This is a genomic window from Embleya sp. NPDC020630 (genome assembly GCF_044334985.1).
GTDB lineage: Bacteria > Actinomycetota > Actinomycetes > Streptomycetales > Streptomycetaceae > Embleya.
Genome location: NZ_JBIRUB010000027.1, coordinates 1 through 11,760, shown reverse-complemented (window position 1 = coordinate 11,760; position 11,760 = coordinate 1). Strand labels below are relative to the sequence as shown.

Below are 11,760 nucleotides of genomic sequence, written 5' to 3'. Positions count from 1 at the left end.
GGGCCTCTGCTTCCTTGACGGAGCCCCCGCGAAAAGTGTGACTACGAATTTTCGAACGGGTCTCGACACCGGCTCGGGGGCGCGCGACAAGCGGCCGGACCGAGGGGGCGGCCATCCCACGGATGACCGCCCGGCCCGGCTCCGGCCCGACTCCGATAGGTGCAGGGAGCCACCCGTCAGCCCGCGATCGGGGCCTCGATCATGCTGAGCCACCACGTCGACCGGCCGTTGGTGTGACCGACCATCGCCTCGGCGAGGAGGCGTCGCGTCGTGTGCGGGGTACGGCGCCACTCGGGAAAGCGCCACATCCAACGCCGTACCTCGCCGAGGTTGTGCCCCTCGTCCACCAGGTGCGACCCGACGAAGGCAACCTCCGCCCACCGCGGCCCGAGCGCCACCTGGCCCCAATCGACGACGGACAACCGACCGTCGGGCCGAATGATCATGTTGGCCGAGGTCAGATCGGTATGCAGAAGCCGATCCCCACACAGCGGCCCCGACCGCCCCGGCGGCAGATGCTGCCGCAACCGCCCGACCAGGGTCGGCAATCCGGCGCTACGCCCGGGCCGGATCCGCCCGATTCGATCCATCGCACCGACCACCTGCACCAGATCCGGCGAATCGAGACACAACCGAACGGCCCGACCCTCCACGTACTCGAACACCAACACCCGCCACCCATCGACGGCCCCGTAATGCAGCAGCCGAGGCGACAACACCCCCGTCACCGCACTCGCCGCAATCTCACTCGTCTGCGCCCGAGCCGAAAGCGGCGCGGTGGCCTCCTCGGCAGCCTTGACGAACACGGCCCCATCGGCAGTGCCGACAACAGCCGCAAAGGAACTGCTATGCGGCCCGGCCACGGCTTGCACCGTGCCAACAGCCCCAACCGCCTTCTCCACGAAATCGCATACGCCCCAGGGAAGTTGGCCCCATCCCACCCCCGCACTCACGATGCCCTCCGCTCCGCGAGGAGGGGCAGAGCAACCACCCCGACCTGCCGTCCAAGCGCATCCAGACGCCACAACTCCCTCACAGCGCGCGCCAATTCATGCCCGAGATCGAGCACCACCAGGTGCTCGACCGGACACAGATACGGCGACCGCCCACCCTCGCACGGCTGCACGACAGCCACCCGCTCGGAAGCGGCGGGCAGCGCAACGACGGTCCCCTCCGGCAACTCGGCATGTCGCACCCGAGCCCCGACAACAACCGGCAGCCCACTCTCGGATCGATACTCTTGAATCTCCATCCCTGCCTCACGGTGGATAGATGGAAGACAGCGGCCGGGCGCCCGCCTCGAATCGAGACGCCCGACCGCTGTCGCTTGAAAAAGCGGCGACGTCGTGCCACCGCCCGTCCGGTTCATGTGCAACCGGGGCGCCCCGAAGCCCAACTCGCCTGCGAGAAGCACGATTTACGACACCCTCATCACGCGATGTGAGCGTTGCTTGCCTCAACGTGACATGCAACACTCGTTGCCGCAACCGTTTCAACGGTCATTCGCAGCATTTCGTCATCGACGCGCGATGAGGTGGGGTCTCGATGCCTTCGTCACGATCCGGTACTGCACAACGCCAAGCCGGCGAAGAGATTCGTCGCCTGCGCATCGCAAGGCAGATGACCCTCACGTCAGTTGCCGAGCTGGTGGGCTGGGACAAAAGCAAGGTGTCGCGGCTGGAGACCGGCAGGATGATCATCGACGGACATCACGTCGACGCGTTCGCGAACGTGCTCTCCCTCTCACCGGCAGACAAGCGTCGAGTGATGCGTCTCCTTGGCCTGGAAGACGGGAAGGCCGCTCCATGGTGGGCCGGCTACGAATCCGCACTCACCCCGGAGTATGAAGATCTCATCTTTCTCGAGACCCATGCGCGCGTGATCGACACCGCATCCACGATGGTGCCGGGGCTGCTTCAGGCACCGCTATACGCTCGCGCAACTCTCCTGCAATCGCCTTTCGTTCCCGACCCCGACGACGCCGAAGCTTTGTTGAAGGTGCGGCAGCGTAGGCAACACGTGGTCACATCGGGACAGGTGAAGCTCGTCGCCACGCTGTCCCAATCCGCGCTGGCCAGTGCATTCTGTGGACGCGAGGCGCTGCGACAGCAGCTCGCGCACCTGTTGAAGCTGAGCGAAATGGGAAACGTTCAGCTGAGAATCGTGCCCTTCGACACGCCGACCGCAGCCTTCCTCGGCTCGGTCACCATTCTCGAACTACCCGACGCGCCTGACGCGGTGGTGCACGTTGCGTACGAAGCCGGATCGCAACTCCTGAGAGACGCACGACTGGTCAAACGCTACCGACGAGATCTCGACTACTACCGTGCGACCGCGCAGGATGAGGTCGCGTCAAGGGCAATGATCACAAGTAGATGGGAAGAGCTATGAGCACAGAGCCGACCTACTCGTGGCGCACGTCGTCGTGGTCGCAACACAACCAGGATTGCGTCGAGATAGCCCCACTTCCAACAACCACCGCAGTCCGGGATACAAAGGCCCGAGCCCGAGGCCACCTCGAAGTCGGCCCCACCGCATGGCTCGACCTGTTGCGGGCGCTCAAGCGCTGACCTACGCCAAAGGTGCCCAGGCGTCGGGCGCTGAAGGCCGACCCGGTGTCATCGACGGGGGCCGGGGTGAAACGGCGAACGCCGGCCGGGGTGATCGGCTGCCCGGCCGGCGTTCGAGGGGTGCTTTCGGGTCAGACGCTGACGCCGAAGTCCTTGGCGATGCCCGCGAGGCCGGAGGCGTAGCCCTGGCCGAGGGCACGGAACTTCCAGTCGGTGCCGGCGCGGTACAGCTCGCCGAACAGCATCGCGGTCTCGGTGGAGGCGTCCTCGGAGAGGTCGTAGCGGGCCAGCTCGACGTTGTCCGCGGCGTTCAGCACGCGGATGAACGCGTTGCGAACCTGGCCGAACGACTGCTTGCGGTTCTCCGCGTCGTAGACCGAGACCGGGAAGACGACCTTGTCCACGTCGGCGGGCAGGCCGGCGAGGTTGACCTTGATCTGCTCGTCGTCGCCCTCGCCCTCACCGGTGCGGTTGTCGCCGGTGTGCTCGACGGAGCCGTCCGGGGTCTTCATGTTGTTGAAGAACACGAAGTGCTGGTCGGAGTAGACCTTGCCGGTGGCGTTCACGACGATCGCGCTCGCGTCGAGGTCGAAGTCCTCGCCCGTGGTCGTGCGCAGGTCCCAGCCGAGGCCGACGACGACGGCGGTCAGGCCAGGGGCCTCCTTGGTGAGGGAGACGTTTCCGCCCTTGCTCAGGCTCACGGCCATGGATGGTGTCCTTCCAGAGGATGTCTGACGTCGCGGACGACGCTACTGCTACTGATCCGGACGTGCAGCAGGCACGCGTAAGTTCCCGAACACCCCGAAAGGGGCCGTCAAGGTGGCGGTGATCACGGGGTGCGACCCGGCGCCAGGTTATTGACGGTTCGTCAGATCAGCCGTTCAATGGCTGGACCAAAAAGGGATACGACTATTAGTCATATCCGGCTCACATCCAGCTTCGCACCCCTGGGGGCAGCCATGTCCAGCGCAACGACGCCGTCGGCCGGGATCGATCAGGCGCGGATGCGCCAGGTCATGGGGCACTTCGCGACCGGTGTCACCGTGGTCACGGCGGTCCACGACGGCGCGCCGGTGGGCATGGCCTGCCAGTCGTTCACGTCGCTCTCGCTGGAGCCGGCCTACATCTCCATCGCCCCGGCGCTCACCTCGACGACCTACCCGAAGGTGCGCACCGCCGGCCGCTTCGTGGTCAACATCCTGGCCGAGGACCAGCAGGACGTGTGCCGGGCGATGGGCCGCAGCGGCGGCGACAAGTTCGCCGGCGTCGACTGGTCGCCCGCCGGCAACGGCGCGCCGCGGCTGGCCGGCGCGGTGGCCTGGATCGAGTGCGACATCGCGCACGAGTTGCCCGGCGGCGACCACGTGATCGTGATCGGCGCGGTGACCGCCCTGGACCTGCCCCGGGACACCGCCCCGCTGATGTTCCACAAGGGCCGCTACGCCCGCCTGGCCGCATAGCCCGCCGGACGCGACCTCGGCCTCAGCCGCCGGCGCCCGGCAACAACCCGTCCGCCATCGCCACCGTGACCGCGGCGGTGCGGTCGTCGACGCCGAGCTTGTTGAACGTGCGCAGCAGGTGCGTCTTGACCGTGGCCTCGCTGATGTACAACTCGCGGCCGATCTCGGCGTTGGTCATCCCGCGCGCGACCAGACCGAGCACCTGCGTCTCGCGCGGGCTCAGCGCGTCGCGCACCGGTGCCTTCATCCGGGTGACCAGCTTGGCCGCCACCGGCGGCGCCAGCACCGTCTCGCCGCGCGCCGCCGCGCGGATCGCGGCGGCCAGTTCCACCCTCGGGGTGTCCTTGAGCAGGTAGCCGGTCGCGCCCGCCTCGACCGCGCGCACGATGTCGGCGTCGGTGTCGTACGTGGTCAGGATCAGCACATGGACCCCGGGCAGCTCGCGCACGATCCGCCGGGTCGCGGCGACACCGTCGGTGCCGGGCATCCGCAGGTCCATCAACACCACGTCGGGCCGCAGTTCGGCGGCCCCGTCCACGGCCTGTGCGCCGTCCTCGACCGAGGCGACCACCTCGAAATCGGGCTCGGCCGCGAGCATGCCCGCGAGACCCTCCCGCACCACGGGATGGTCGTCGGCGATGAGCAGCCGAATCACTGCGGTACCTCCACGCGTACGGTCGTGCCCCGGCCGGGAGCCGAGACCACCTCGGCCTCTCCGCCGACCTGTGCGAGGCGGGCTCGCATACCGGGAAGACCGTATCCCCCCTTCCCCGGCCCCGGTTCGAAGCCCCGTCCGTCGTCCACCACGGTCAGCCTGGTGGCGAACGGCCGATAGGCCAGTTCCACCGCCACGGACTTCGCCTCGGCGTGCTTGCGGATGTTGGCCAGCGACTCCTGGAGCACCCGAACCAGCACCACCTGCACGGACGAGGACAGCTCGTACTCGGTGCCGGCGACCGCGAAGGAGGCGGCCACCTCCAACTCCTCGCCGAGCGCGGCGACGGTGCGGCCGAGCACCTCGGCGAGCGGTTCGGCCGGCTCGGCCCCCTCGGCCGGGCCCTGGGCGGCGACCAGCGCACGGGCCTCGGCGAGGTTGTCCCGGGCCACCCGCTCGGCCAGGTCCAGCCGTTTGCGGGTGGCCTCGGAGTCGGAGTCCACGGTGATCCCGGCCGCCTGGATCAGCATCAGGATGCTGGTGAAGCCCTGGGCCAGGGTGTCGTGGATCTCGCGCGCCATACGCTCGCGCTCGACCCGTACCCCCGCCTGGTGGTGTGTCTCGGCCAGCTCCGCCCGGGTGGCCTCCAACTCGCGCAGCAGCCGGCCGCGCTCCTCCACCCGGTCGGCCAGCCACTGGACCAGCCGGGCCATCAGGAAGCTGAAGCCGAGCACGACGACGACTTCCACCACGATGCCCGCCACCGCACCGTGCTCCCAGTGCGCCTTGCGGGCGCGCAGCGCGCCGTTCATCCCGAAGACGTAGGTGCTCAGCAACATCGCGGGGATCGTCGCCTCGACGAAGGTGAAGGTCAGCGGCATCAGCACGTACATCAGCACGATTCCCTCGGGATCGTGGAGGCTGAGCGCGGTCACCGCGGCGTAGGCGATCGCGAGGTGGGCCCGGCCGCGCCGGTCCCACTGGGTCGGGTCCACGCCCGGCGGCACCATCACCCAAAACGACACGGGCATGACGAGCAGCACGACGTAGCACCACGGCGGCGCGTCACGTCCGGCGAACTCGACCGCGGTGATCGCCGCGAGCAGGAAGTAGGCGCCGCGGTAGACGGTGGCCAGTTTGGCCCCGAAGGCCAACTCCTCCGCGTCCTGCGCGTCGGCGGTCGCCATGGTCACCGCTCGTTCTCGATCCACCTGAATGTCCTGATCCACACGACCAAGGCGACCACACCCCACGCGGCGAGCACCAGCGCCACCCGACCGAGCTCCCACGAGCCCGCCGGCTCCACCGCCTGGAATGTGTCCGGCAGGAAGACCGAGCGCATCCCCTGGGTCAGCCACTTCAGCGGAAACAGCGCCGCGAACTGTTGGACACCCCGCGGCAGTTGGCTCGGCTCGACGAACACTCCCGAGACGAACTGAAGCACCGTGAAGGGCAGGATGATCAGCGCCCCGTTGGCGCCCTTGCGCATCAGCCCGCTTGCGGCCAGGCCCAGCAGTGTGGCCACGGTCACGCCCAGGACGAACACCCAGGCGAAGGTCAGCCACCGCGTCGGGTCGTGCGGAAGGGTCAGGTCCAGGCCCACCACCCCGACCACGAGCAGCAGCGCGACCTGGGCCAGGCTGACCACGATCACCTGGGCGATCTTGCCCAGGAGGTACGCCGCCGGCGGCATCGGCGTGCCGCGCAACCGCTTGAGCGTGCCGTCCTGGCGTTCGGCGGCCACCGCGAGCGCCAGGCCCTGGAATCCGGCGGAGACGATGCCGACCGCGATCATGCCCGCCGCGTGCACCTGGCTCTGGGCCACACCGGTGCCGTCCACCGTGCCGCCGCTGATCAGCGCGAGCAGTACCAGGAGCAGCACCGGCATCGCGAAGGTCACCGCCATCTGCTCGCGGTGTCGGGCGAACATCTTCAGTTCGAGGCGGGTCCGTGCCGCCACGACGGTTCCCATCGACATCGACATCACCGGGCTCCGATCAGGTCGAGATAGACGTCTTCCAGGGACGGTCGGGTGACGGTCAGTTCGGGTACCTCGCCGCCGAACCTGGCCGCGAGCCGGGCCACGTCAACGGTCGGTTCGGCGGTGTCGAGTTCGTGCGTGCCCTCGGCGTCGCGCCAGCGCAGTACCGATCGGGCCAGGTGCCGGCCGCCGAGCCGCTCGGGGGTGTCCACGTCCACGACCCGCCCGGCCCGGATCACCCCGACCCGGTCCGCGAGGTGTTCGGCCTCGTCCAGGTAGTGCGTGGTGAGCAGGATCGTCGTCCCGGCCGCCCGCAGGCCCGCGATCAAGGCCCAGAACCGGCGGCGCACCTCGGGGTCGAACCCGGTGGTCGGCTCGTCCAGGAAGAGCAGTTCCGGGCCGCCCAGGATGCCGAGCGCGACGTCGAGGCGGCGCCGCTGCCCACCGGAGAGGGCGCCGGCGCGCGTGTCCCGCCTGTCGGTCAGCCCGACCGCCTCGATCACCTCGTCGGGATCGCGGGGCCTGGGGTAATAGTGCGCGAAGTGCCGCACACTCTCGCGCACGGTGAGCCCGGACACGTCCGCCGACTCCTGGAGCACGATGCCGATCCGGGCCCGCCACCGCGACCCGGCGCGCGCCGGATCCACGCCCAGGACGGCGACCTCGCCCGCGTCGCGCGAGCGGTAGCCCTCCAGGATCTCGGTCGTGGTGGTCTTGCCCGCCCCGTTCGGGCCGAGCAGTGCGAAGATCTCACCCCGGCGCACGTCCAGGTCCAGTCCGTCCACCGCTCGATGTCCGCCGTACGCGCGCCGCAACCCGCGTACCCTGATCGCCGTTTCGGCGCCGCCCGCCTCGCCCGCCGGGGCGAGTGTCCGTTCCGCTGTCATGCCTCGACGATGGCGCAGCGGGCTCGGGCGCCGGGACGTACGAACGACGGACGCCGGGTGTCCACCGAACGACGGACAGCGGTGCGGGAGCGGCTCGACGGACGAAGGCCCGGTCAGCCGACCGGTGCCGGCTCGGCCGCCGGCTCCCGGTCGCGCATCCGCCACGCGCACACCACCGCGACCACCATCAGCCCGGCCGCGCCCGCGAACACCAGGTCGACACTGTCGACGAACGCCGCGACCGCGTCGGCGTGACGGCCCGGCTCCAGGCGCGGGATCGCGGAGATGTCGCCGACGTCGCTCTTCGCCGCGAACGCGCGGCCCAGGAGCGTGCCGAACAGCGCCACGCTCAGCGTGCCGGTGAGCGACTGGAAGAACCGGATGCCGGTGGTCGCGACACCCAGGTGCTCCGGCGGCGCGGCCTGCTGTACGGCCGCGATCGCCCGCCCCACCAGCTGCCCGAACCCCAGCCCGAGCACCAGGAGTTCGCCGCGCAGCACCCACCACGAGGTGTCCGTGCCGAGCAGCGCCAGTCCGGCGAACGCGACGGCGGTGAGCGCGGTGCCGACCATCAGGCCGGTCCGGGTCCGCCACGGGAGCCTGGTCCCGACGATGCCCGCGACCATCATCCCGATGGCCATGAAGGCCAGGTAGGAGCCCGCGTGGGTGGCGTCCACGCCGCGCGCCAGTTGGAGGTACATCATCAGGTAGACCATCGTGCCCAGCATCCCCGCACCGGTCAGCCCCTGGAGCAGGAACCCGTTGCGGATGTAGGTGTCGCGGAACAGCGACAGCGGCAGGATCGGCACCGCGACGGTCGCCTGGCGGTACACGAACAGCGCGAGCCCCACGGCCGCCGCGACCAGCAGGCCGAGGATGGTGGCCGAGTCCCAGGCGTATTCGGTGCCGCCCCACTGGCAGGCCAGCAGGAGCGCGCTCGCGAACACCGCGACCAGCGCCGCGCCGACGAAGTCGATCCGGGTCTCGGCGGCGGTGACGCGGGGCAGCCGCAGTGCCCACAACGCGCCGGCGATGATCAGCACGCCGAGCGGGACGTTGACGAAGAAGATCATCCGCCAGTTGCCGTGGTCGGCGAACAGCCCGCCGACGAACGGCCCGAGCGCCATCCCGCTGCCGCCCAGGATGCCCGCGAGCGCGCTCGGCCCGGCCTTGTCGCCCGGCTTGCGCAGGTGCGCCATGACCACCATGGTCACGCTCATCAGCCCGCCGGCGCCGATGCCCTGGACCGCGCGGAAGGCGATCAGCTGGGTCATCGTCCGCGCCATGCCGCACAGGACCGAGCCGACCAGGAAGAACACGATCGCGGCGAAGTAGACCCGCTTGGCGCCGAACGCGTCGCACAACCGCCCGTACAGCGGCAGCACCACGCTCGCGGCCAGCGAGAACGCCGCGACCAGCCAGGCGACATGGTCCACGCCGTGCACCGGGTCGAGATCCCGGACGATCGGGACGATCGCGGCGGAAACGATGTTCTGGTCGAGGATCGCCAACACCATCGTCAACAGGCACAGCACGGTGCCGGCGCGGCGTTGGAACTCGGTCATGGCAGAGGCGGGCGGGTTCGTCGGCAGGGCTTGCGGCGGCTTCTTCGGCGGGTTCGGCGCCGATGCCCGTGTCGTCGTCATGGCAGGACCATAGAGGCGATTTTTATATCCGGTCAATCTTTAATCCCGACCAATTTTTCATCCTGGTACAGTCATGCCATGACCCAGGAACTCGGCCTTCGCGAGCGCAAGAAGATGGAGACGCGGATCGCGCTGTGGCGCACGGCCATGCGACTGTTCCTCGAACGCGGGTTCGACAATGTGTCCGTGGCCGAGATCGCGGCGGGCGCGAATGTGTCCAAGATGACCGTCTTCAACTACTTCCAGGCGAAGGAAGAACTGGTTCTGGGCCCGATGACGGCGCACGTCGGGGAGCCCGCCGAGGTGGTTCGGGAGCGGGGCGCGGGCGAGACCCCGGTCGACGCGCTGCGTCGGCACTTCCTGGACGCGCTGCGCGAGCGGAACCCGGTGGCCGGGCTGAACGACGACCCGCAGATCCTCGGCGTGCACCGGTTGATCCTCGACACGCCGTCGCTGCGGCACGGCGCGATGGCCGTACGCGAACGCAACGAGCACTTGCTGGCCGCGGAGTTCGAGCGGGAGCTCGCCCGCCCGGGGGACCTGGCCTGCCGCCTGGCCGCGAACCAGATCCTCAATGTGCGGCAGATCCTGATCGCCCGGACCATCGAACGGCTGGCCGCCGGGGCAAGTGCCGACGAGGTGTACCCGGTGGCGGTCGCCGAGGCCGAGGAGGCGTTCACGCAACTCGCCGACGGGCTCGGCGGTTTCTGTCCGCGCGACGGTGTGCCGGGCGACCGGGGGCGAACCGCGCGGAATGTGACCGATTCCGCAGTTTGCCGCAACCGGTTCGGTGGGAGCATGGCCGGGTCGGGGGGAATCGTTCGCGAAGGGATCTCGGATGACTGCGCAGGCTGAGGTGACGGCCGATCGGAACCCGTCCGGAGCAAGGGAATCCACGCTCTTCGATCCGACCGTCGCGGCGCCGCCCCTGGTCGACGTGGCGCGCCTGGGGTTCGAGGGCCCGCTGGCGGCGAGCGCCGCCGCGTGGGCCGAGGACGCGGTGTACTGGGAATACACGAAGGCGGCCAACCCGATCGGCTCGGGCCACACCACGCCCGTCCCGGTGCGGCGTTTTCCGGCCGAACTGCACACCGGCGGCAACACCCGGGTGGTCCCGCTCGACCTCGCCGAGCCGCTGCGGATCGAGGGCGGCCCGGCGACCAGTCCGGCGCTGCTGGCCAACTTCGTCCGGATCAACGCGGGCGACCGGCTCGCGGTGCGGCCCAACGCCACCTCGCAGCTGTACTACGTGCTGTACGGGCGGGGCCTGTCGCTGGTCGGCGGCCAGGCCGTGGAGTGGGAGAAGGGCGACTTCCTGGTCCTGCCCGACCTGGGCGAGATCACCCACCACGCGACCCAGGACGCCGTGCTCTATTGGGTGCACGACGAACCCTTGTTGCGCTACCTCGGGGTGGTGCCGAGCAAGGCCCGGTTCCGGCCGACCAAGTTCGCCCGGCATCGTGCGGTCGAGGAGCTGACCCGGATCGCCGAGGCGCCCGGCGCCAACGCCAAGAACCGGGTCAGCGTGCTGCTCAACACCGTCGACCAGGACCGGACGCTGACCGTCACCCACACCCTGTGGGCGATGTTCGGCCTGCTGCCGGTGGATCAGATCCAGCGCCCGCACCGCCACCAGTCGGTCGCGCTCGATCTGATCCTGGACTGCGAACCGGGCTGCTACACGCTGCTCGGCGACCGGCTGGACGAGCGCGGCGACATCGTCGACCCCCTGCGGGTGGACTGGGAGCCGGGCGGCGCGTTCGTCACCCCGCCCGGGAAGTGGCACGCCCACCACAACGAGTCGGGCAGCCCGGCGCACCTGATCCCGATTCAGGACGCGGGACTCCAGACGTATCTGCGCAGCCTGGACATCCGCTTCAGCGACCGGCGCTAGGGCCTGTTCTGAGTTCGGATCACGGTCGTGTGGGGAGGCTGCGGAGCCAGAGGATGGCGCCGCGTAGGTGGAGTCCGGCGAGGTAGCTGTCCGGGGTCTTGTCGGTCCGGAAGGCGATGCCACGCCAGTCCTTCATCCGGTTGATGCAGCGTTCGGCGGTGTTGCGCTGCTTGTAGAGCTCGGGGTCGTGGCTGACCGGGCGGCCGCCGCGGCGGCCTTTGCGCTTGCGGTTGGCGGCCTGGTCGGCCTTCTCCGGGATCACCGCCTTGATGCCGCGCCGGCGCAGGTAGGCGCGGTTGGCGCGAGAGGAGTACGCCTTGTCGCCGGCCGCCGCGTCCGGCCGGGTGCGCGGGCGCCCGACGGGCCCTCGGACCTTGATCTTGTCCATGACCGGGACGAACTGCGGGCTGTCGGCGGCCTGCCCGGGCGTCAGCACGATGGACAGCGGGCGGCACCGCCGGTCGGCGGCGAGGTGGACCTTGCTGGTCAGCCCGCCACGGGACCGGCCCAGGCCGGCTGCTTTCAGGCGGGCTTTGCGGCGCCGGCGTTCCGCCCGCCGCCGTTCCCGCTCGGGGTCGGCCGGTTCCTCGGGCGGCTCGGGCGCGGCGTCGTTTCGTCCCTTTCGCGGATCCCCCTTTCCTCGGTCACGGCTTTCGCCAGGTCGTCC

The 11,760-nt window shown here is 69.8% G+C and carries 13 protein-coding genes; 5 read left to right on the top strand and 8 right to left on the bottom strand.

What is annotated here, in order from left to right:
• Window positions 1–176 precede the first annotated feature (176 nt).
• Window positions 177–806, bottom strand: a complete 630-nt coding sequence (locus ACH4XV_RS42840; protein WP_395799042.1) for a phosphotransferase — start codon at window positions 804–806, stop codon at window positions 177–179.
• A 739-nt stretch (window positions 807–1,545) separates the two neighbouring features.
• Here ACH4XV_RS42840 and ACH4XV_RS42835 point away from each other — a divergent pair.
• Both ACH4XV_RS42835 and ACH4XV_RS42830 read left to right on the top strand, forming a co-directional pair.
• Window positions 1,546–2,391 carry a helix-turn-helix domain-containing protein gene (locus ACH4XV_RS42835; RefSeq protein WP_395799040.1) on the top strand — a complete coding sequence of 282 codons (846 nt, stop codon included), beginning with the start codon at window positions 1,546–1,548 and terminating at the stop codon, window positions 2,389–2,391.
• Window positions 2,376–2,570 (top strand): DUF397 domain-containing protein, encoded by a 195-nt coding sequence (locus ACH4XV_RS42830; protein WP_395799038.1) that lies wholly within the window; start codon window positions 2,376–2,378, stop codon window positions 2,568–2,570. The genes ACH4XV_RS42835 and ACH4XV_RS42830 overlap by 16 nt, the downstream gene beginning before the upstream one ends.
• 131 nt (window positions 2,571–2,701) lie before the next feature.
• Here ACH4XV_RS42830 and ACH4XV_RS42825 read toward each other — a convergent pair whose 3' ends face one another.
• A complete protein-coding gene (locus tag ACH4XV_RS42825) occupies window positions 2,702–3,277 on the bottom strand; it encodes a TerD family protein (protein ID WP_395799036.1) in 576 nt (191 codons plus the stop codon).
• A gap of 252 nt (window positions 3,278–3,529) precedes the next feature.
• Between ACH4XV_RS42825 and ACH4XV_RS42820 the strand changes: the two genes are divergently transcribed.
• On the top strand, window positions 3,530–4,030 hold the full coding sequence (locus ACH4XV_RS42820) for a flavin reductase family protein (RefSeq protein WP_395799034.1): 501 nt from the start codon (window positions 3,530–3,532) through the stop codon (window positions 4,028–4,030).
• A gap of 22 nt (window positions 4,031–4,052) precedes the next feature.
• Here ACH4XV_RS42820 and ACH4XV_RS42815 read toward each other — a convergent pair whose 3' ends face one another.
• The 5 genes from ACH4XV_RS42815 to ACH4XV_RS42795 form a co-directional block, all read right to left on the bottom strand.
• Window positions 4,053–4,685 carry a response regulator gene (locus tag ACH4XV_RS42815; protein WP_380034574.1) on the bottom strand — a complete coding sequence of 211 codons (633 nt, stop codon included), beginning with the start codon at window positions 4,683–4,685 and terminating at the stop codon, window positions 4,053–4,055.
• Window positions 4,682–5,896 (bottom strand): sensor histidine kinase, encoded by a 1,215-nt coding sequence (locus ACH4XV_RS42810; protein ID WP_395799032.1) that lies wholly within the window; start codon window positions 5,894–5,896, stop codon window positions 4,682–4,684. Before ACH4XV_RS42810 ends, ACH4XV_RS42815 begins: the two co-directional genes overlap by 4 nt.
• Window positions 5,875–6,663, bottom strand: coding sequence for an ABC transporter permease (locus tag ACH4XV_RS42805; RefSeq protein WP_395799030.1), 789 nt, complete (start codon window positions 6,661–6,663; stop codon window positions 5,875–5,877). The genes ACH4XV_RS42810 and ACH4XV_RS42805 overlap by 22 nt, the downstream gene beginning before the upstream one ends.
• A 5-nt stretch (window positions 6,664–6,668) precedes the next feature.
• Window positions 6,669–7,553 carry an ABC transporter ATP-binding protein gene (locus ACH4XV_RS42800; protein ID WP_395799028.1) on the bottom strand — a complete coding sequence of 295 codons (885 nt, stop codon included), beginning with the start codon at window positions 7,551–7,553 and terminating at the stop codon, window positions 6,669–6,671.
• 113 nt (window positions 7,554–7,666) lie between these two features.
• Entirely contained in the window at window positions 7,667–9,199 is a 1,533-nt protein-coding gene (locus ACH4XV_RS42795) for an MFS transporter (RefSeq protein ID WP_395799026.1), read from the bottom strand.
• Between the two features lie 78 nt (window positions 9,200–9,277).
• Here ACH4XV_RS42795 and ACH4XV_RS42790 point away from each other — a divergent pair, with 78 nt between their 5' ends.
• Window positions 9,278–10,054: a TetR/AcrR family transcriptional regulator gene (locus ACH4XV_RS42790; protein ID WP_395799025.1), complete on the top strand. Its 777-nt coding sequence runs from the start codon at window positions 9,278–9,280 to the stop codon at window positions 10,052–10,054.
• Window positions 10,038–11,093: a cupin gene (locus tag ACH4XV_RS42785; protein WP_395799023.1), complete on the top strand. Its 1,056-nt coding sequence runs from the start codon at window positions 10,038–10,040 to the stop codon at window positions 11,091–11,093. The genes ACH4XV_RS42790 and ACH4XV_RS42785 overlap by 17 nt, the downstream gene beginning before the upstream one ends.
• Before the next feature lie 19 nt (window positions 11,094–11,112).
• On the opposite strand, the gene ACH4XV_RS42780 is transcribed toward ACH4XV_RS42785, so the two are convergent.
• Window positions 11,113–11,760: IS5 family transposase (locus ACH4XV_RS42780; protein ID WP_395799021.1), on the bottom strand; the 648-nt coding region annotated here is incomplete at its 5' end.

Excerpts from the sequence above, each read along its gene's own strand:
- ACH4XV_RS42805 (WP_395799030.1), bottom strand. The coding sequence starts at position 6,663 with ATGTCGATGGGAACCGTCGTGGCGGCACGGACCCGCCTCGAACTGAAG.
- ACH4XV_RS42800 (WP_395799028.1), bottom strand. The coding sequence starts at position 7,553 with ATGACAGCGGAACGGACACTCGCCCCGGCGGGCGAGGCGGGCGGCGCC.
- ACH4XV_RS42835 (WP_395799040.1), top strand. The coding sequence starts at position 1,546 with ATGCCTTCGTCACGATCCGGTACTGCACAACGCCAAGCCGGCGAAGAG.
- ACH4XV_RS42825 (WP_395799036.1), bottom strand. The coding sequence starts at position 3,277 with ATGGCCGTGAGCCTGAGCAAGGGCGGAAACGTCTCCCTCACCAAGGAG.
- ACH4XV_RS42830 (WP_395799038.1), top strand. The coding sequence starts at position 2,376 with ATGGGAAGAGCTATGAGCACAGAGCCGACCTACTCGTGGCGCACGTCG.
- ACH4XV_RS42790 (WP_395799025.1), top strand. The coding sequence starts at position 9,278 with ATGACCCAGGAACTCGGCCTTCGCGAGCGCAAGAAGATGGAGACGCGG.
- ACH4XV_RS42820 (WP_395799034.1), top strand. The coding sequence starts at position 3,530 with ATGTCCAGCGCAACGACGCCGTCGGCCGGGATCGATCAGGCGCGGATG.
- ACH4XV_RS42785 (WP_395799023.1), top strand. The coding sequence starts at position 10,038 with ATGACTGCGCAGGCTGAGGTGACGGCCGATCGGAACCCGTCCGGAGCA.
- ACH4XV_RS42795 (WP_395799026.1), bottom strand. The coding sequence starts at position 9,199 with ATGACGACGACACGGGCATCGGCGCCGAACCCGCCGAAGAAGCCGCCG.